The 19,530-nt window shown below is 78.0% G+C and carries 16 protein-coding genes; 12 read left to right on the top strand and 4 right to left on the bottom strand.

All coding sequences use genetic code 11. The features are described 5' to 3' along the window. Positions 1 to 71: 71 nt before the first annotated feature. The 6 genes from ACI79L_RS03645 to ACI79L_RS03620 all read left to right on the top strand — a co-directional run bounded on the left by ACI79L_RS03645 (position 72) and on the right by ACI79L_RS03620 (position 9,150). A complete protein-coding gene (locus ACI79L_RS03645; protein ID WP_456935462.1) occupies positions 72 to 662 on the top strand; it encodes a TIGR03086 family metal-binding protein in 591 nt (196 codons plus the stop codon). A gap of 292 nt (positions 663 to 954) precedes the next feature. Then, positions 955 to 1,587, top strand: coding sequence for a hypothetical protein (locus ACI79L_RS03640; protein WP_456935461.1), 633 nt, complete (start codon positions 955 to 957; stop codon positions 1,585 to 1,587). Further along, the gene (locus ACI79L_RS03635; RefSeq protein WP_456935460.1) at positions 1,584 to 1,916 is read left to right on the top strand and encodes an MGMT family protein; all 333 of its coding nucleotides are present in this window, start codon (positions 1,584 to 1,586) and stop codon (positions 1,914 to 1,916) included. The genes ACI79L_RS03640 and ACI79L_RS03635 overlap by 4 nt, the downstream gene beginning before the upstream one ends. A gap of 26 nt (positions 1,917 to 1,942) precedes the next feature. Then, positions 1,943 to 2,479, top strand: a complete 537-nt coding sequence (locus ACI79L_RS03630) for a dihydrofolate reductase family protein (RefSeq protein WP_456935459.1) — start codon at positions 1,943 to 1,945, stop codon at positions 2,477 to 2,479. A 46-nt stretch (positions 2,480 to 2,525) separates the two neighbouring features. Beyond that, positions 2,526 to 5,714, top strand: a complete 3,189-nt coding sequence (locus ACI79L_RS03625) for an ATP-dependent helicase (RefSeq protein ID WP_456935458.1) — start codon at positions 2,526 to 2,528, stop codon at positions 5,712 to 5,714. A gap of 16 nt (positions 5,715 to 5,730) precedes the next feature. After that, positions 5,731 to 9,150 (top strand): ATP-dependent helicase, encoded by a 3,420-nt coding sequence (locus ACI79L_RS03620; protein WP_456935457.1) that lies wholly within the window; start codon positions 5,731 to 5,733, stop codon positions 9,148 to 9,150. Positions 9,151 to 9,268: 118 nt separating this feature from the next. On the opposite strand, the gene ACI79L_RS03615 is transcribed toward ACI79L_RS03620, so the two are convergent. After that, positions 9,269 to 10,105, bottom strand: coding sequence for an alpha/beta fold hydrolase (locus tag ACI79L_RS03615; protein ID WP_456935456.1), 837 nt, complete (start codon positions 10,103 to 10,105; stop codon positions 9,269 to 9,271). Positions 10,106 to 10,169: 64 nt separating this feature from the next. On the opposite strand from ACI79L_RS03615, the gene ACI79L_RS03610 reads away from it, so the two are divergent. The 6 genes from ACI79L_RS03610 to nudC are packed head-to-tail and all read left to right on the top strand — an operon-like array spanning position 10,170 to position 17,830. Further along, the gene (locus ACI79L_RS03610; protein ID WP_456935455.1) at positions 10,170 to 11,573 is read left to right on the top strand and encodes a M20/M25/M40 family metallo-hydrolase; all 1,404 of its coding nucleotides are present in this window, start codon (positions 10,170 to 10,172) and stop codon (positions 11,571 to 11,573) included. Beyond that, positions 11,570 to 13,183: a serine/threonine-protein kinase gene (locus ACI79L_RS03605; RefSeq protein WP_456935454.1), complete on the top strand. Its 1,614-nt coding sequence runs from the start codon at positions 11,570 to 11,572 to the stop codon at positions 13,181 to 13,183. Before ACI79L_RS03610 ends, ACI79L_RS03605 begins: the two co-directional genes overlap by 4 nt. Before the next feature lie 57 nt (positions 13,184 to 13,240). Continuing rightward, complete coding sequence (locus tag ACI79L_RS03600) at positions 13,241 to 14,137, top strand: DUF2510 domain-containing protein (RefSeq protein WP_456935453.1); 897 nt, start codon at positions 13,241 to 13,243, stop codon at positions 14,135 to 14,137. 41 nt (positions 14,138 to 14,178) lie between these two features. Continuing rightward, positions 14,179 to 15,489 carry a M16 family metallopeptidase gene (locus tag ACI79L_RS03595; RefSeq protein ID WP_456935452.1) on the top strand — a complete coding sequence of 437 codons (1,311 nt, stop codon included), beginning with the start codon at positions 14,179 to 14,181 and terminating at the stop codon, positions 15,487 to 15,489. After that, positions 15,486 to 16,865: a M16 family metallopeptidase gene (locus ACI79L_RS03590; protein ID WP_456935451.1), complete on the top strand. Its 1,380-nt coding sequence runs from the start codon at positions 15,486 to 15,488 to the stop codon at positions 16,863 to 16,865. The genes ACI79L_RS03595 and ACI79L_RS03590 overlap by 4 nt, the downstream gene beginning before the upstream one ends. Next, a complete protein-coding gene (nudC, locus tag ACI79L_RS03585; RefSeq protein WP_456935450.1) occupies positions 16,862 to 17,830 on the top strand; it encodes an NAD(+) diphosphatase in 969 nt (322 codons plus the stop codon). The genes ACI79L_RS03590 and nudC overlap by 4 nt, the downstream gene beginning before the upstream one ends. Here nudC and ACI79L_RS03580 read toward each other — a convergent pair. From ACI79L_RS03580 to ACI79L_RS03570, 3 genes are all read right to left on the bottom strand, one after another. Continuing rightward, entirely contained in the window at positions 17,823 to 18,170 is a 348-nt protein-coding gene (locus ACI79L_RS03580) for a hypothetical protein (protein WP_456935449.1), read from the bottom strand. The two genes, nudC and ACI79L_RS03580, sit on opposite strands and share 8 nt — an antisense overlap. 299 nt (positions 18,171 to 18,469) lie before the next feature. Continuing rightward, positions 18,470 to 19,036, bottom strand: a complete 567-nt coding sequence (locus ACI79L_RS03575; RefSeq protein WP_456935448.1) for an ANTAR domain-containing protein — start codon at positions 19,034 to 19,036, stop codon at positions 18,470 to 18,472. A 148-nt stretch (positions 19,037 to 19,184) separates the two neighbouring features. Continuing rightward, positions 19,185 to 19,448, bottom strand: coding sequence for a mycoredoxin (locus tag ACI79L_RS03570; RefSeq protein ID WP_456935447.1), 264 nt, complete (start codon positions 19,446 to 19,448; stop codon positions 19,185 to 19,187). Positions 19,449 to 19,530 lie beyond the last annotated feature (82 nt).

The following is a 19,530-nucleotide window of genomic DNA, read 5'->3' as shown; positions in this document are numbered from 1 at the left end:
TTCCAGCACCTCGCCTGGGCCCGGCACCCGTCACGGGTGCCGGGCCCTCGGCGTCCGTGTTGACTGGTCCGGTGACCGAGCCGACGACGTCCCCGACCGAGCTGCTGGAGCTCTTCCAGCGCGCGCAGGCCACGTTCACCGACCGCGTCGACGCGGTCGAGCCGGGGCAGTGGGACCTGGAGGCGCTGCCCGGCTGGACGGTGGCCGACCTCGTCGCGCACCTGGTCGGCGAGGCGCACTGGGTGCCCGGCCTGCTGGCCGGCGAGCCCCTCGACGACGTCGCCGCGCGCGTGCCGTCCGGGACCGACACCCTGCTGGGCGACGACCCGCTGACCGCGTGGGAGACCGTCGCGGACGAGGCGCTGGCCGCCGTCGCCACCGCCGACCTGGCCGCCGGCACCGTGCACCTGTCCCGCGGGCCGACGCCGGCGCGCGAGTACGTCGAGGAGCTCACCGCCGACCTCACCGTGCACGCCTGGGACCTCGCCCGCGCCACCGGCGGGGACGAGACGCTGGACCCGGCGCTGGTCCGCGCGGCGGAGGCGATGGCCGGCCGGCTGCCCGCCGACGGCGTGCCCGGCCTGTTCGCGCCGGCGGTCGAGCTGCCCGACGGCGCCGGCCCGCAGCAGCGCCTGCTGGCCCGCCTCGGCCGCCGGGCGTAGCCCGCCCGGCGCGTCGGAGGGGACTGCCGCCGCCGACGTCTCCCTATCCTCCGGGGCACGTCAGCGGGAGGTGCCCATGAGTCAGCCGCCCTACGGTCCGCCCGGCCAGCCGGGTCCGTACGGCCAGCCGGGTCAGCCGGGTCCGTACGGCCAGGGTCAGGCGGGTCCGTACGGCCAGCCGGGCCAGTACGGCCCCCACGGGCAGCCGGGCCCCTACGGGCCGCCGGGGCCGTACGGGCCGCCCGGAGGTCCGGGGCCGGGACGCAACCGGCGCGGGCTGGTCGTCGGCCTCGTGGCCGGCCTGATCGTCCTGGTCGTCGCCGCGGTCGCCCTGTTCTTCGTCCTCCGGGACGACGACCCGGCCCCGGCGGCCGGCGCCACGACGACGGCGACCGGCTCGTCGGAGGCCGGCACGTCGTCGCGCCCGTCCTCGAGTGCGCCGTCGTCGTCGACCAGCGCGCCTCCGACGACGGGTGGCGCCGGGCCCGGCGGGGACCTGCTGGCGATCCTCCCGGTCGACTTCCCCGACTGCGCGGAGGCCGCGCTCGCCGGCGACGGCGACGTCGCCCACGCGTCGTGCGGCCCCAGCACCACCCAGCCCGGTCCGCAGCAGGCCGAGTTCTTCCAGTACCCCGACAAGGCGACGATGGACTCGGTCTTCACGAACGACGCCTCGGGGCAGGGGCTGGCGCAGCTCCCCGAGGGGCAGGACTGCACCGCGACGACCGGCATCGGCTCGTGGGGCGGCGGGAGCAACAGCGGCCTGGTGGCGTGCGCCATCGACACCGGGAACAACGCGGTGGTCATCACCTGGACCGACGACGCGGCGCTCGTCGAGGGCATCGTCGGGGCGCCGGGCGCCACGCAGGCCGACCTCGCCGCGCTCTACACCTGGTGGCAGGCGAACAGCGACTACCGGCTGTGAGGCCGCCGGCGTCCGGGGACCCGCGCCGCCCGTCCGACGCGGACGCCGCCGACGTCGACGAGGCGGTGTACGACGCCGTCGAGTCGATCCCGCCGGGCCGGGTGAGCACCTACGGGGCGATCGGCCGGCTGGTCGGCGTCGGGCCGCGCCGGGTGGCCCGCGCGCTGTCCGGCGGCAGCGGTGGGGCGGCCGTGCCCTGGCACCGGGTGGTCCGCGCCGACGGCACGTGCGCCGAGCCCGTGCGGGTGCGCCAGCTGGAGCTGCTGGCCGGCGAGGGCGTGCCGGTGCGCGACGGCCGGGTGGACCTGGCCGCCGTCGCCTGGCCCTGAGGCGGGCCGCCGACCAGGGTGGGCCCGTGGCTCCGCTGCTGTACTCCGCGACCGCGTCGCTGGACGGCTTCATCGCCGGTCCCGGCGGCGACATGTCCTGGCTGACCCCGCACCTCGGCGGGCCGAACCCGACGGCGGACCGGCTGGTGGCCCGCGTCGGCGCACTGCTGGTCGGTGCCCGCACCTTCGGCGGCGACGACCCGAACCGGGGCACCGAGCAGGAGGGCGCCTTCGGCGGGCAGTGGTCCGGGCCGGTCGTCGTCCTCACCCACCGGCCGCCGGCCGAGGCGCCCGACGGCGTGACGTTCACCGACGACCTGCACCGCGCCGTCGACCTGGCCCGCGAGGCCGCCGGGGACGACTACGTCAACGCGCTGGGCGCCGACGTCGCGCGGCAGCTGATCGAGGCCCGGCTGCTGGACGAGGTGCTGCTGTTCTTCGCGCCCGTCCTGCTCGGCGACGGCGTCCGGGTGTTCGAGCACCCCGGCGGCACGCAGGTGCTGCTGGACCGCCTCCCCGGGGAGACCGAGCACTGGTACCGGGTGAGGTACCCGCCCGCGTGACGAAGCGCTCCGTGGCGCTGTCGGTGAGTCGTGGTGTCATCGGAGGGTGGCACTGCGGGGGGACGAGGGCGCGCCGGTCTACCGGCTCGTGCAGCCGCACCGGGAGCCGGTGGCGCCGCCGCGCCTGGACCCCACCCAGCAGGCCGTCGTCGACCACGCCGGCGGCCCGCTGCTCGTGCTCGCCGGCCCCGGCACCGGCAAGACGACGACGATCGTCGAGGCCGTCGCCGCCCGCATCGACCGCGGCGTCGACCCCGAGCAGATCCTGGTCCTGACCTTCAGCCGCAAGGCCGCCGCCGAGCTGCGCACCCGCATCACCGCCCGGGTGGCCCGCACCATCCGCGAGCCGCTGGCCCGCACCTTCCACTCCTACGCGTACGGCGTGCTGCGGCGGGCGGCACTCCTGCGCGGCGAGGCCCCGCCCCGGCTGCTCACCGCCGCCGAGCAGGACGCCGTCGTCGCCGAGCTGCTCCGCGGCGACCTGGCCGGCGAGGGCGCGGTCCGCTGGCCCGCGTCGCTGCTGCCCGCGCTGTCCACCGCCGGGTTCCGCGGCGAGCTGCGCGAGCTGCTGCTGCGGGCCACCGAGCGCGGCGTCGACCCCGAGCTGCTGGCCGAGTGGGCCCGGGAGACCGGCACCGACGCGTGGCTGCACGCCGCGGCGTTCCAGGAGCAGTACGAGGCGGTCACCGCCTTCTCCACGGCCGGTGGCGGCGACGCCTCCGGCTACGACCCCGCCGAGCTGGTCCGCGCCGCGATCGCCGAGCTGGAGGACGACCCCGAGCTGCTGCGCCAGGAGCGCGCGCGGGCCCGCTGGCTGTTCGTCGACGAGTACCAGGACACCGACCCCGCCCAGGTCGAGCTGCTGGAGCTGCTCGCCGGGGGCGGCGGCGACCTGGTCGTCGTCGGCGACCCCGACCAGGCCATCTACGCGTTCCGCGGCGCCGAGCCGCGCGGGATCGTCGAGTTCCCCGACCGGTTCCGCACCGTCGACGGCCGGCCCGCGCAGCGGCTGTCGCTCGGCGTCTCCCGCCGCTCGGGCCCGGCGCTGCTCGACGTCAGCCGCCGCGTCGCCGAGGCGCTGCCCGGCCCGTGGGAGCACCGCCGCCTGCAGCCGGTCGAGGGCGCCGACCCGGGCCGGGCCGAGGTGCACGTGTTCGGGTCGGCCGCCGTCGAGGCCGCCCACGTCGCCGACACGCTGCGCCGCGCCCACCTCGTCGACGGCGTCCCGTGGTCGGGCATGGCCGTCGTCGTCCGCACCGTGCTGGCCGTCGGCCCGCTGCGGCGCGCGCTGACCTCGGCGGGCGTGCCGGTCGAGGTGTCCACCGACGACCTGCCGCTGGCCGCGCAGCCGGCCGTCGCCCCGCTGCTGGCGGCGCTGACCGCGCTGCTGCCCCGGCCCGGCGACGAGCCCGGCGCGCTGGCCCTCGACGAGCCCGGCGCCGAGGCGCTGCTGGCCTCCCCGCTCGGCGGCGCCACCGTGCTCGACCTGCGCCGGCTGCGCCGGGCGGTGCGCATCGCGCAGGCCCGGCGCGGCGTCGACGCCGACGAGCGCGGCACGCCGCTGGCCGCGGCACTGGCCGACGCGCCGCTGCTGGAGGAGCTGCCCGAGGCGGTGGCCCGCCCGGCGCTCCGGGTGGCGGGGGTGCTCGCCGCCGGCCGGGTCGCGCTCGCCCGCGACGGCTCGGCCGAGGACGTCCTGTGGGCGATGTGGCAGCGCAGCGGCCTGGCCGGCCGGTGGGCGCGGGCCAGCGCCGCCGGGGGTGCCGCGGGTGCCGCCGCCGACCGCGACCTCGACGCCGTCGTCGCGCTGTTCGACGCCGCGGCCGGGTTCGTCGACCGGCTGCCGTCGGCCACCGTCGGCGCGTTCGTCGAGCACCTGGCGGCGCAGGAGCTGCCCGGCCTCACCGGCGCCGAGCGCGACGCCGCCACCGACGCCGTCCGGCTGCTCACCGCGCACGCGTCCAAGGGCCTGGAGTGGGACGTCGTGTGCGTCGCCGGCGTGCAGGAGGGCATCTGGCCCGACCTGCGCGACCGCGGCACGCTGCTCGGCACCGAGCTGCTGGTCGAGCGGGTGGCCGGCATCGACGGGACGTCGGTGGACCGGCGCACGCAGATGCTGGCCGAGGAACGGCGGCTGTTCTACGTCGCCGCCACCCGCGCCCGGAAGCGGCTCGTGGTCACCGCCGTCGAGGGCGCGCTGGACGGTCCTGACGCCGGGGCCACCGCCTCGCGCTTCCTCGACCTCGTCGTCGCCCCGCCGGACGACGGCCGGCCGCTCACGCCGCTGCCGCGCTCGCTCACCCTGCCGGCGCTGGTGGCCGAACTGCGCCGGGCGGTCAGCGACCCGCAGACCGACCCGGCCCGCCGCTCGGCGGCCGCGGCGGTGCTGCGCCGGCTGGCCGCCGAGGGCGTGCCCGGCGCCTCCCCGGAGGACTGGTGGGGCCTGGCGCCGCTGTCCGACGACGCCCCGCTGGTGCCGGGCGACGAGGTGGTGCGGGTGCGCCCGTCGGCGATCGAGACCTTCCAGCGCTGCCCGCTCACGTGGGTGCTCGGCGCGGTCGGCGCCGAGGCCGCCCCGGAGTCCCACCGCACGGTCGGCTCGGCGGTGCACGCGGTCGCGCAGAAGGTGGCCGAGGGGCTGCCGCCCGCCGAGGCGCGGGCCGCGCTGGCCGAGGAGCTCGACGCCCTCGACCTCGGCCCCGGCTGGGCCGACCAGCGGCAGCGGGTCGCCGCGCGCGACATGCTCGAGCGCTTCCTCGGCTGGCACGCCGCCAACCGCCGCGAGCTGCTCGCCGCCGAGGCCGACTTCGACGTCACCGTCGGCCGGGCGCGCCTCCGCGGCCAGGTGGACCGGCTGGAGCGCGACGCGGCGGGCCGGCTGGTCGTCGTCGACCTCAAGACCGGCCGCACGCACGCCAAGGAGGTCGACACCCACGGGCAGCTGGCCGCCTACCAGGTGGCGGTGGCCGCCGGCGCGTTCGGCGACCACGGCACCGCCCCCGGCGGGGCGTCGCTGCTGCAGGTGGGTACGGGGACGAAGGCCAAGGAGCAGGCGCAGGACGCGCTGCCGCCGGACGTGCCGCTGGGGGAGACGTGGGCGGGGCAGCTGGTCGCCGAGGTCGGCGAGGGCATGGGCGCGGCCACCTTCGAGGTGCGCACCGGCAGCCACTGCGGCCGCTGCCCGGCGCGGCGCAGCTGCCCGCTGCACGAGCGCGGCCGGCAGGTCACCGCGTGACCCCGTGGGGACCCCGGTGAGCCGCCGCACGCCCACGCCCGACGAGCAGCTCTCCTTCGACGACCTCCTGGGCCCGGCGGCCGCCGAGCCGGCCGAGCCGAAGCGGCTGCTCGACCCGGCCGAGGTGGCGGCCCGCTGCGGGCTGTCCTACGCGCCCTCGCCCGAGCAGGCCGGCGTGGTGTCCGCGGCCGCCGACCGGCCGCTGGTCGTCGTCGCCGGGGCCGGGTCGGGCAAGACCGAGACGATGGCCGCCCGCGTGTGCTGGCTGGTCGCCAACGAGCTGGTCCCCCCGGAGGAGATCCTCGGGCTCACGTTCACCCGCAAGGCGGCCAGCGAGCTCAACGAGCGGATCCGGCTGCGGCTCACCGCGCTCGCCCGCCACCCCGAGACCGACCCGCAGCTGAGGGAGCGGCTGGCCGTCGCGATGCCGACGGTGTCGACCTACCACGGGTACGCCGCCTCGCTGGTGTCCGAGCACGGGCTGCGGATCGGTGTCGAGCCCGGCGCCGGCGTGCTCGGCCCGGCCATGTGCTGGGGGCAGGCGGCCGCCGTCGTGTCCGGCTGGACCGGCGACATGGACGACGTCCCGCTGAGCCCGCTGACCACCACCGAGGACGTGCTGGCGCTGGCCGCCGAGCTCGGCGAGCACGACGTCAGCCCCGCGGCGCTGCGGACCTGGACCGCGCGCCTGGAGGCGCAGGTGGCCGGCTACCCCGACGCGAAGGGCAAGCGCGGCCCCTACAAGCCGGTGGTCGAGATGCTCGCCCGGCAGCGCGCCCGGGTGGCGCTGCTGCCGCTGGTCGAGGCGTTCGAGGGGCGCAAGCGCGCCGCCGGGGCGATCGACCACTCCGACCAGGTCGCGCTCGCCGCCCGGATCGCCGTCTCCGCGCCCGAGGTGGGCCGCCGCGAGCGGTCGCGCTGGCGGATCGTGCTGCTCGACGAGTACCAGGACACCAGCGTCGGCCAGCTGCGGATGCTCGAGGCGCTGTTCGGGCGGGCCACCGGCCACGCGGTGCTCGCCGTCGGCGACCCGCGCCAGTCGATCTACGGGTGGCGCGGCGCCTCGTCCGGGACGATCGAGCGCTTCGACCGCACCTTCCCCGGTGCCCGCGGCAAGCGGGCGGAGCGGCTCACGCTGGCCACGAGCTGGCGCAACGACGGCGCGGTGCTCGACGTCGCCAACGCCGTCGCCGGGCTGCTGCCGGCGCCGGCCGTGGCGCTGCCGGACCTCACCGCCCGGCCGGGCGCCGGGCCCGGCACCGTGCTGGCCGGGCTGTACACGACGGTGGCCGAGGAGACCGACGCGCTCGCCGACCGGCTGGCCGCCTGCTGGCGCGGGGAGGACCCCGCGCTCCCGCCCCGGCCCGACGGCCGCCCGCCCACGACGGCGGTGCTCGTCCGCACCCGCAAGCAGTTGCCCGGCATCGCCGCCGCGCTCCGCGCCCGCGGGCTGCCGGTGACCGTCGTCGGGCTCGGCGGGCTGCTCGAGGTGCCCGAGGTGTCCGACGTCGTCGCCACCCTGACCGTGCTGGTCGACCCCTCCGCCGGCGACGCCCTGGGCCGGCTGCTCACCGGCGCCCGGTGGCGCATCGGCCCGCGCGACCTGGCCGCGCTGGAGGCCCGCGCCCGCGCGCTGGTGCACGCCCGCAAGCCGGACGGGGACGACGACGGGCCGGTCCGGCGCTCCGAGCGGGGCAGCATCGTCGAGGCGCTCGACGACCTCGGCGACCCCGGCGCGTACTCGCGCGCGGCCTGGCGCCGGCTGCGCCGGCTCGGCGGGGAGCTCGCGCACCTGCGCGGGCGGCTGGGGGAGTCGCTGCCGGACCTGGTCGACGAGGTCGCCCGGACCCTCGGCCTGGAGACCGAGCTGGCCAGCACCCCCGGCGTGAGCCCCGGGGCGGCGCGGGCACACCTGGACGCGCTGCACGCCGTCGCCGCCGAGTTCACCGAGCTGGCCGAGCTGCCCTCGCTGCCGGCGTTCCTCGGCTACCTGCGCGACGCCGAGGAGCGCGAGCGCGGCCTGGAGCCCGGCGAGGTGGCGGTCGACCCCGAGTCGGTGCAGCTGCTCACCGTCCACTCGGCCAAGGGCCTGGAGTGGGACGTCGTCGCCGTGCCCGGCATGACCGCCGACCAGTTCCCCTCGCGCACCGACACCAGCGACTCCTGGGTCAAGGACCCCGGCGCGATCCCGGTCGACCTGCGCACCACCGACCGCGGCGAGCTCCCGCAGCTGAAGCTCCCGGTGCCCGGCTCCGGCGACCAGGCGGCGGTGCGCGCGGCGCTCGAGGACTACGTCGAGGAGTGGAAGGCCTTCGGCGAGGCCGAGGAGATCCGGCTGGGCTACGTCGCGGTCACCCGCGCCAAGCACCTGCTGCTGTGCTCGGGCAGCTGGTGGCGCGAGGGCGTGAAGCCCAACGGGCCCTCGGTGCTGCTGGACACCGTCCGCCGCGCGTGCGCCGCCGGCGCGGGCGTCGTCGTCGCCTGGGCCGAGCGGCCGGAGGAGGGCGCGACCAACCCGGCGCTGGAGGAGTGGCCGGTCGGGGTGTGGCCGGCCGACCCGCTGTCCGAGCCCCGCCGGCGCGCGCTCACCGCCGCCGCGGAGCTGGTCACGGGCGCCGCACCGCACCCCCTCGACCCGGAGGCCGCGCTGGGCACGTCCGACCCGGTGGTCGAGCAGTGGGTGCGCGAGGCCGACCTGCTGCTGCGCGAGCGCCGCCGCACCGCGCGGCCGACCGTCGAGGTGCCGCTGCCCAGCCACCTGTCGGTGTCGGAGCTGGTCGCGCTGCGCCGCGACCCGGCCGAGCTGGCCCGCCGGCTGCGCCGGCCGATGCCGTCGGCGCCCGCGCCGCTGGCCCGCCGGGGGACGGCCTTCCACGCCTGGCTGGAGGAGCGCTTCGGCGTCTCCCGGCTGCTCGACCTCGACGAGCTGCCCGGCTCCGGCGACGAGTCCGCGGCGCCCGACGGCGCGCTGGGCGCCCTGCAGGCGGCGTTCCTCGCCGGCCCCTGGGCCGACCGGCAGCCGGTCGAGGTCGAGGTGCCGTTCGAGACGCCGCTGGGGCCGCTCACCCTGCGCGGCCGCATCGACGCCGTCTTCGCCGACGGCGACGGCGGCTTCGAGGTCGTCGACTGGAAGACCGGCCCGCCGCCGTCGGGCGCGGAGCTCTCGGCGGCCGCGGTGCAGCTGGCCGCCTACCGGCTGGGCTGGTCCCGGCTGACCGGCGTCCCGGTCGAGAAGGTGAGCGCGGGCTTCCACCACGTCGCCGCCGGCGTCACCGTGCGCCCGGTCGACCTGCTCGACGAGGCCGGCCTGCTCGCCCTGGTCACCGGCGAGGCCGTCCACGACGGCCTGCCGCCCGGGCCGGACGACGAGCTGCCCCCGCCGCCCGAGCCCGACGACGACGAGCTGCCCCCGCCGCCCGACGACGACCTCGGCTGACGCGTCGGCGCCGCCGCCGTCGCGCCGCCGCCGCGCGCCCCGACCTCACCCCGTGGTGCCCGACCTCACCCCGCAGCGCGAGGTCGGGCACCGCACGGCGAGGACGGACGGGGAGCGGTCAGCTGGAGGCGATGCGGTCCAGGATCGCGGCCGCGAGCTGGTCGGGCGCCTGCTCGGGGATCCAGTGGCTCACGCCGGGCAGCTCGACGAAGCGGTAGTCGCCGGCGCAGAACTCACCGCAGCCCTCGGCGGCGATCCGGCCGATCGCGATGTCGGCGTCGCTCCAGACGAACGTGGTGGGCACCGGGACGTCGTCGACCGGCGTCGACGAGCTCATCGCCCGGTACCAGTTGAGCGCGGCGGTGAGCGCGCCCGGCGCGGACAGCACGGCCACGTACTCGTCGACCGCCGCCGGGTCGACGGCGTCGCCGTACATGCGGCGCAGCCGCCGGGCGCCGTCGGCCAGCAGCACCTCCTCGGCCTTGCCCTCCTGCCAGAACAGCCGGATGTAGGACGAGCGCTCCTTCTGCTCCGGGTCGGAGCGGTAGGCCGCGGTGAACGCCGTCGGGTGCGGCACCGAGACGGCGGTCAGCGACCGCACCCGGTCGGGGTGCCAGCCGGCCAGCCCCCACGCCACGTTGGCGCCCCAGTCGTGCCCGACGACGTCGGCGACCGGGACGTCCATCGCGGTCATGAGGTCGGCGGTGACCTGCACGAGGTTGGGCAGCGCGTACGAGTCGACGTCGAGCGGCCGCGCGCCGGGGGAGTAGCCGAGCTGGTCGACGGCGTAGGTGCGCAGCCCCCCCTCGGCCAGCCGCGGCGTCACCGCGGCCCACGACGCCGAGGTCTCCGGGAAGCCGTGCAACAGCACCACCGGCCGCCCGTCCCCGGGGCCGTCGGCCCGCACGTCGAAGGTCAGGTCACCGACGTCCACCCGCAACAGTTCTCCCGCCATGTCGCCGAACCTAACGAGCGGGGCGCGACGTGTCCGGTGCCGGTCCGCCGCTACCGTCGCGCCCGTGACGAGCCCGGAACGCGACTTCGTGCAGGCCCACCTCGACGACCTCCACGCCGACCTCGACGCCTGGCTGCGCATCCCCTCGATCTCGGCCGACCCCGCGCACGCCGGCGACGTCGCGGCGAGCGCGGAGTGGCTGGCCGGGGCGTTGCGCCGCACCGGGTTCCCCGTCGTCGAGATCTGGCCGACGCCGGGCGCCGCGGCGGTCTACGCCGAGTGGCCCAGCGCCGACCCGGACGCGCCGGTCGCCCTGGTCTACGGCCACCACGACGTGCAGCCGGTCGACCCGCTGGAGCTGTGGGACCACCCGCCGTTCGAGCCGACCCGCGTCGAGACCCCGGCCGGCCCCGAGCTGCACGCCCGCGGCGCCATCGACGACAAGGGCAACGTCGCCTTCCACCTGCTCGGCATCCGCGCGCACCTGGCCGCCACCGGCCGCGACACCCCCGCCGTCACGGTGAAGCTGCTGGTCGAGGGCGAGGAGGAGTCCGGCTCGCCGCACTTCGCCGACCTGCTGCGCGAGCGCGCCGACCGGCTCGCCTGCGACGTCGTCGTCGTCAGCGACACCGGCATGGCCGCCCCCGACGTGCCCAGCGCCGTCGTCGCGATGCGCGGCCTCGCCGACGCCGAGATCACCCTGCGCGGCCCCGCCGTCGACCTGCACTCCGGGTCCTTCGGCGGCGGCGTGCCCAACCCGCTGCACGCGATGGCGTCGCTGCTCGCGGCGCTGCACGACGAGCAGGGCCGGGTCACGCTGCCCGGCTTCTACGCGAAGGTGCGGGAGCTGACCGACCGCGAGCGGGAGCTCATGGCCCGCGTGCCGTTCGACGAGGCCGCCTGGCTGGCCGGGCCGGCCGCCTCCCGCGCCACCGCCGGCGAGGCCGGGTTCAGCACGCTGGAGCGGGTCGGTGCCCGCCCGACCGCCGAGGTCAACGGCATGTGGGGCGGCTACACCGGCCCCGGCCACAAGACGATCGTCCCGGCCGAGGCGCACGCCAAGCTGACCTTCCGGCTGGTCGCCGACCAGCGTCCCGAGGACGTCGGCCCGATGCTGCGCGCGTGGGTCGAGCAGCACCTGCCCGAGGGGATCACGGCCGAGGTGCACACCCCGCCCGGCGGCGTCGCCCCGTGCGCCAGCGACCTCGACTCGCCGCCCATGGGTGCCCTGCTGCGCGCCATCGGCCGGGCCTTCGACACCGACCCGGACGACGTCCTGTTCACCCGCGAGGGCGGCAGCGGCCCCGAGGCCGACCTGGTCGAGGTGCTCGGCGCGCCGCTGGTCTTCCTCGGCGCCGGCCTGCCCACCGACCGCATCCACTCGCCGAACGAGCGGGTGCTGCTGCCGATGCTGCACCGCGGCGCCGAGGCCGCGGCCCACCTCTGGCGGGAGCTGGCCGCCCGGTGACCGCGCCGGCCGACGGCGGGCGCTTCGGCCCCTACCGGGTGCTCGGCGTGCTCGGCCGCGGCGGCATGGGGCAGGTGCTGCGGGCCCACGACGGCGAGCACGAGCGCGACGTCGCCCTCAAGGTGCTGCACCCGCAGTGGGCCGCCGACGAGAGCTACCGCGAGCGGTTCCGCCGCGAGGCCCGCATCGCCGCGCGGCTGAACGAGCCGCACGTCGTCCCCATCCACCGGTACGGCGAGGTCGACGGCCAGCTGTTCCTCGACATGCGGCTGGTCGAGGGGGAGGACCTCGCCTCGCTGCTGCGCCGCGCCGGGCGGCTGTCCCCGGCCCGCGCGGTCGACGTCGTGGGGCAGGTGGCCCGCGCGCTCGACGCCGCGCACGCCGGCGGCCTGGTGCACCGCGACGTCAAGCCGTCCAACGTGCTGCTGGTCGCCCGCGCCGACGGCGGCGACCTGGCGGCGTCCGCACCCGGTGAGGACTTCTGCTACCTCGCCGACTTCGGCATCGCCCGCACCTCGGCCGACGCCACCGGCCCGGCGCTGACCGGCACCGGGATGGCGGTGGGCAGCACCGAGTACATGGCGCCCGAGCGGTTCGGCTCCGGCCCGCTCGACGCCCGCGCCGACGTCTACTCGCTGGCCTGCGTGCTGTTCGAGGCGCTCACCGGTCGGCGGCTGTTCGCCCGCGACGACCCGGTGGCGCTCATGGCCGCGCACGTGCACGAGCCGCCGCCCCCGCCGTCGTCCCTGGCCCCCGGCGTCCCGCCGGCGCTCGACGCGGTGGTCCTGCGGGGCCTGGCCAAGGACCGCGACCGGCGCTGGCCCACGGCCGGGGCCATGGCCGCGGCCGCGCGCGCCGCGCTGGCCGAGAGCGGCGTCGCCGTCCCCGGGGGCGACGCCGGGACGGCGGTGGGCCCGGCCGCCGACGGCGCCCCGGCCCGGGCGGTCACCCGGCACCGGGGGACGGGCCGCCCGGTCGCGCCGCCGACCACCGTCGGGCCGCCCCCGCCGGCCCCGCAGCGGCCCGCCCGTCTGCCGTGGGTGCTCGCCGGGCTCGGCGCGGTCCTCGCGCTCGTGCTCGCCGGGGCGCTGGTCGCGGTGGTCCTCCGGCTCGACGCCGCCCGCGAGGACGTCCGGGCGGCCGGCCAGCGGCTGGTCGCCGCCGCGCTGGCGGCCGGCACCGACCCCGCCGGGTGCACCGCGGAGGAGCCCGCCGACGGCGTCCTCCGGGTGCTCGGCTGCCCGGGCGACCCGGAGGCGGACGGGCCGTCCGGGGTCACCTACTCGGCCCACGACGGCGACGGCGCCGCGCGGGCCCTCGCCGCCGACGTCGAGGCGCAGGGGCTCCCCGAGCTCGAGGACCGCTGGTCCTGCGGCCAGGACCCCGAGGACGGGGACGGCCCCACCGGCTGGTTCCCGGTCCTCGGCGACGGCGACACCGAGGTCGGCCGCGCGGCGTGCTGGGTCGACGGCGAGGGCGACGCCGTGTTCGCGTGGGCGTGGGACGACCTCGGGACCCGCGCCGTGGCCGAGCTGCGCGGCGGCGGCGTGGACGGCCTGTACACGCTGCGCAACTGGTGGGACGACAGTGCCGACCGCGGCTTCGGCTGACCTCCCCCGCGCCGCGGCGGCCCGGGACGGCGCGCCTGCCGCCCTACGCTGCCCCCCGTGACCGGACCTGGGCTGACGCGCGCACCCGCGGGGTGGTACCCCGACCCCGACGGTGCCCCCGGGATGGTGCGCTGGTGGAACGGGGAGACCTGGTCCGACGTCACGACCCCGTCCGGTCCCGGCGTCGCCGTCCAGGCGCCGCCCGTGGCCGTGCCGCCGTCGCCCCGGGACGGCGGGTCCTGGCAGCCGGGCCCCGCGTCGCAGCCGGCCCGGCGTCCCCGCACGGCCTGGTGGGTCGGCGGCTCGGTGCTGGCCGTCGTCGCCGTGGTCGTCGTCGCGGTGGTCGTCGGCCTGTCCGGGGGCAGCCCCACCGGACCGGGCGCCCGGACCGACCCGCCGGCCGCCGGCTCCTCGCCGGCCGGCCCCACGTTCCCGCCGGGGACCGTGCGGATCGTCGACGAGGAGTCGGGCATCTCCTACCCGTTCCTCGGCAACGGCTGGTACGAGTACGACCTCGGCCTCATGCCCGAGACCCGCACCATCGCCGGGCAGTACTTCATCACCCAGGAGCTGACCCCCGACGGCGGCAACTTCATCGCCCAGTGCACCTCGGGACCGGTCTCCGACGGCTACGGCTGGACCGGCCCGGGCAGCGAGCAGGCCACGGTGACGGCGCTGGCCGACAGCGTCCGCGCGGCCTACTACCCGTACCCGAACGAGCGGGAGGTGCTGCGCGACGAGGCGCTGACCGTCGACGGCCACGCCGCGCACCTGGTCGAGTTCCAGCTGACCTGGGACGTCGAGGGCTACGACTCCACCGGCGAGCGGGCGGCACTGCTGGTCGTCGACGTCGGCCGGCCCGACCCCGCGCTGCTCTACGTCTCGATCCCCAACACCCACGCCGAGCTGTACGGGACCATCGACCGCGTCATCGCCGACATCGACGTGTTGTAGGCCCCCGGCGCCGCGTCCTCCCGCGTGGTTAGGGTCGGTCCGTGACAGCAGCCGGAGCCGACCTGACACTGCGGCACCCGGTGGAGCGCTTCACGCTCGACAACGGGCTGCGAGTGGTCCTCGCACCCGACCGCAGCGTGCCGGTCGTCGCCGTGACCGTCTTCTACGACGTGGGCATGCGCAACGAGCCGGAGGGCCGCACCGGCTTCGCCCACCTCTTCGAGCACGTCATGTTCCAGGGCTCGGCACACGTGCCGAAGATGGAGCACGCCCGCCTGGTGCAGGCCGCCGGCGGCACGTTCAACGGCTCGACCCACCAGGACTACACGAACTACTACGAGGCGCTGCCCGCCGAGGCGCTCGAGCGCGCGCTGTTCCTCGAGGCCGACCGGATGGCCGCCCCGGCCATCACCGAGGAGAACCTCCGCAACCAGATCGACGTGGTGAAGGAGGAGATCCGCGTCAACGTGCTCAACCGGCCCTACGGCGCCTTCCCGTGGCTGCAGCTGCCGCAGATCGCGTTCGAGAGCTTCGCCAACACCCACGACGGCTACGGCTCCTTCGTCGACCTGGAGAGCTCCACGGTCGCCGACGCCGAGGACTTCTTCTCCCGCTACTACGCGCCGGGCAACGCGGTGCTGTGCATCGGCGGCGACCTCGACGCCGGCGAGACCGAGCGGCTGGTCCGCCGCTGGTTCGGCCCGGTCGAGGCCCGCGAGGTGCCGCCCACCCCGTTCACCGGCGAGCCCTCCCCGACGACGGTGCGCCGCGACGTCGTCGAGGACCGGCTGGCCCCCGCGCCCGCCGTCGCCCTGGGCTGGCGGGTGCCCGACCCGGTCGGCGATCTCGACACCTACCTGGGCACCGTGCTGCTCGCCGAGCTGCTCAGCGAGGGCGACGCCTCCCGGCTGGAGCGCCGCCTGGTGCACGACGACCGCCTGGCCGTGGCGCAGAGCAGCTACGTGGGCCTGTTCGGCGACCCGTTCGACGTCCGCGACGCCACGCTGCTCACCACCCAGGTGCACCACCCGGCCGCCGTCCCCGTCGACGACGTGCTGGCCGCGGTGCACGAGGAGATCGGCCGGGTCGCGAGCGAGGGCGTGCCGCCCGAGGAACTGGCCCGGGTGCAGGCCCGCACCGAGGCCCAGCTGCTGCGCCAGGCCGACTCCGTGCTCGGCCGCACGCTCGCCTTCGCCGGCGCCGAGCTGATCCACGGCCGCGCCGAGCTGGCCGGCGAGCTCGCCGCCCGGCTGGCCGCGGTCACCCCCGACGCGGTGCAGGTCGCCGCCAAGGGACTCGATCCCGGCACCGCCGCGATCCTCGAGCTGCGCGCCACCGGAGGAGCCCGATGAGCGCCCCCGTCCTCGACCTGGACCTGATCCCGCCGCTGGGCGAGCCGCGCCCGCAGCCGGTCCCCGAGGTCGCGACGACGACGCTGCCCAACGGGCTGGCCGTCGTCGTCGTGCCGCGGCCCGGCGTGCCGCTGGTCGAGCTGCGGCTGCGCGTGCCGTTCGCCGCGACCTCCCCGCGCGGCGCCCTCCAGCACGCCGCCCGGTCCTCGGTGCTCTCCGGCGCGGTGCTGCTCGGCACCGGGCAGCGCGACGCCACCGCCGTCGCCGAGGCGCTGCAGGGCCACGGCGCCGAGCTGACCGTGGCCGCCGACCCCGACCGGCTGCTGTTCTCCACCACGCTGCTGGCCGAGAGGCTGGCCCCGGTCCTCGGCGTGCTGGCCGAGGTGCTCACCGACGCCGCCTACCCGGGCGACCAGGTCGAGGCCGAGCGCGACCGGGTGGCCGAGCGGATCGCCATCGCCCGCTCGCAGCCCGGCGTCATCGCCCGCACCGCGCTGGCCGCCCGTCGCTACGGCACCCACCCCTACGCCGCGCAGCTCCCCGCACCGGACCTGGTCGGCAAGGTCACCGGCTCCGCGCTGCGCAAGCTGCACCGCGAGCGGCTGCTGCCCGCCGGCAGCACGCTGGTGCTCGTCGGCGACCTCGACGTCGCGGCGGCCGCCGACGCCGTCGCCGCCGCGCTCGGCGGCTGGACGGGGGAGGGCGCCGCCGCCGGCGCCAAGCCCGCCCCCACGCTCGCCCCCGGCCACCTCGAGGTGGTCGACCGGCCGGGCGCGGTGCAGTCCAACATCCGCCTCGGCGGGCCGGCGCCGGGCCGCACCGACCCCGACCTGCCCGCCGTGCGGCTGGCGAGCATGGTCTTCGGCGGCTACTTCTCCTCCCGGCTGGTCGAGAACATCCGCGAGCGGCGCGGCTACTCGTACAGCCCGCGCAGCGCCGTCGACCACCTCGCCGCCGCCTCGTCGTTCCTGGTCGAGGCCGACGTCGCCACCGAGGTCACCGGCGCCGCCTTCCTCGAGACGTGGGCCGAGCTGGGCCGGATGGCGCTGGCGCCGGTCACCGAGGCCGAGCTCGACGCCGCCCGCCGCTACGTGCTCGGCAGCATGGCGCTGTCGACCGCCACGCACGCCGGGCTGGCCAGCACGCTGTCCGCGCTGGCCGGGTCGGGGCTGTCGGCGGAGTGGCTGGCCGAGCACCAGCGCGCCCTGGCCGAGGTCACCGTCGACCAGGTGCAGGAGGCCGCGCGGCGCTACCTGGCGCCGGCCGCGCTGACCGCCGTCGTCGTCGGGGACGCCGAGCGGGTCACCGACGCCCTGCGGGCCCTCGGCCCGGTCGACGTCACCGCCAGCGCCGCCGCCGCGCCGGACCCGGCGTGACCGTCCCGCCGGGCGGCAGCACGCCCGACGACGTCGCCTCCCCGGAGGCCGTGCGCGGGTTCTGGCCGGCCGGCACGCCCGACACCACGGGCACGGTGCCCGTGCTGTCCCGCTCGGCGCACGACCGCGACCACCTCGGCCGGGCGCTGGAGGACCCCACCCGCGGCCGGCCGGTGCGGGTGCTCACCGTCGACGACCGCCGCGCCGTCCCGGTGCGCGAGACCGACGGCGGCCCCGAGCTGGTCTGGGACGAGCAGCCGGCCCTGCCGGTGGGCGCGGTGTACCTCGGCGAGGCCGGCGGCGTCCCCTACGCCGCGGTCCGCGGCGAGCGGGCGCTGACGGTCAACGGCCGGCCCGTGGACCTGTGGACCGGGCTGCGCGAGGTGGGCGCCGACCTCGGCGACCTCGACGCCGGCCTGCTCGCCCAGGCCGTCGGCATCCTCGAGTGGCACGAGCGGGCCCGGTTCAGCCCGCTGTCCGGCGCCGCGACGACGATCGAGCGGGCGGGCTGGGTGCAGCGCGACCCGGTCACCGGCACCGAGCTGTTCCCGCGCACCGACCCCGCGGTGATCATGCTGGTCCACGACGGCGGCGACCGCTGCGTGCTGGGCCGGCAGGCGGTGTGGCCGCCCGGGCGGTTCTCCATCCTCGCCGGGTTCGTCGAGCCGGGGGAGTCCGCCGAGGGCGCGGTGGCCCGGGAGGTCGCCGAGGAGGTCGGGCTGGCGGTCACCGACGTCCGCTACGTGAGCAGCCAGCCCTGGCCGTTCCCGCAGTCGTTGATGCTCGGCTTCGTCGCGCGCGCCGAGGGGGACCTGGAGCTGCGGCTGGACCCGACCGAGATCGAGGAGGCCCGCTGGTGGACCCGCGACGAGCTGCGCTCGGGTCGCGGGCCCGCCGCGCTGCCGCCGCCGGTCTCGATCGCGCGGCACATCATCGACCGCTGGGTGGCCGGCGAGCTCAGCTGAACCGGCCCTGCAGCACCAGTGCGGGGTGCTCGGGGCGGTCGGCGAGCACCACGGCGTCGGCGAGCAGCACGGGGTCGACCTCGTCGTCGTAGCGGTCGAAGGCGGGCAGCTCCCACGCCTGCCCGGCGGGGAAGCGCCGCTTCCGCGCGGCCGGCGCCACCCGCAGGTGGACGACGACGTCGAAGGCCAGCCCCACGCCCTGCAGCAGCGGGCCGGGGACCAGCAGCACCCCGCGCGCCGGCATCGGGCGGTAGTCGGCCCGGGCGGCGCGGTCGCGGGCGACGTCCCACAGGACCGGCAGGTACTCGCCCGGCCCGCCGGGACCGACCCGGTCGAGCACCTCGCGGGCCAGCGCGCCGGCGTCGAGCCAGTCGGTGTAGCGGGCGTCGGGGTCGGTGCGGCCGTGCTCGAACCGCAGGGAGGCCGGCCGCAGGAACCCGGCGGCCGGGACGACGACGGCCGGGCGGCCGAGCGCGGGCAGCCGCTCGGCGACCGCCCGGGCGAGGTCCTCCGGATCGGCGACGTCGGGCCCGTCGACGGCGACGCGCAGGGCGGCCGCGCCCGGCTCGGGGTCGACGTCGGCGAGGAGGGCGGCCAGCCGGTCGGCCAGCGCGCCCGGGGTCAGCGGCTGCGGACCGCTCAGCGGCGGCCGTCCGCGGGCACGGCGGGGCCGGGGCGGCCCGGCGCGTGCGGCACCCGCCGGCCCGGCGGGCGGCGGGGGGCCGGCGGCAGCACCGCGGCCGCCTCGGCGGCCGCGCCGTCGAGGGGCTCGAGCACCTCGCGGGCCAGCTCGTGCACCGGCCGCCCGAGCGACCGGGCCTGGGTGCGCAGCGCCTCGAACGCCGCCCGCGGCGAGGTGCCCTGGCGCTCGGCGAGCACCCCGATGGCCCGCTCGGTGGCGACCCGGGAGGCCAGCGCGTGCTCCAGCTGGGCGACGGTCCGCTCGAGCGCGGCGATCCGGGCGTCCCGGGGGTCGCCGTCGGGCCCGGCGTCGGCCGCCCCGCGCGCGGCGCGACGCGTCGCGCGGTCGGGGTCGGCGGGACCGTCGAGCTCCTCGGTGACGAGGTCGGCCAGCGACAGCCCCTCAAGCAGGTCGGCGACGTCGTCGGCGCGGCCGGGGGACAGGACGCTCCAGCCGCGGCCGGTCCGGGCGAGCACGACGGAGGGGCGGTCGGCGGGCGGCTCCTCCGGAGTCGCTGCGGACACGGGGAGGTGCACGGCGTCCGAGGTCACGACAGCGGCTCCCGCGGGTGCTCGGCCGGTGGGCCGGGTGGACGTCGGCGTGTCACGGTCGCGACCCGCCGGGGGACGATGATGCACCGCCGGGGGCCGGGACCCCTACACCACCCGCCGATCAGGCGCTCGGTTGCTGCGCGAGCTGCGCCTTGACCTGGTCGATGCTCGGGTTGGTGAGGGCGCTGCCGTCGGGGAAGACCAGGGTCGGGACGGTGCGGTTGCCGCCGTTGGCGTTCATGACGACCTCCGCCGCGGCGGCGTCGCGCTCGATGTCGACCTCGGCGAAGTCGATGCCCTCGACCTGCATGAGCTTCTTGAGCCGCACGCAGTACCCGCACCAGGTGGTGGTGTACATCGTCACGGCGGCGGGCGCGGCAGTCACTCGGGGTCCTCCAGGCAGTCGGGGCGGGGACGCGGCGGCGTCCCAGGGGGCCAACACCGCGGGCCCGGCGGCTCTTCCCGGC

The organism is Geodermatophilus sp. SYSU D00684 (genome assembly GCF_054050455.1).
Note: the sequence above shows the minus strand (reverse complement) of the source record. Positions and strands in the feature narration are given on the sequence as shown.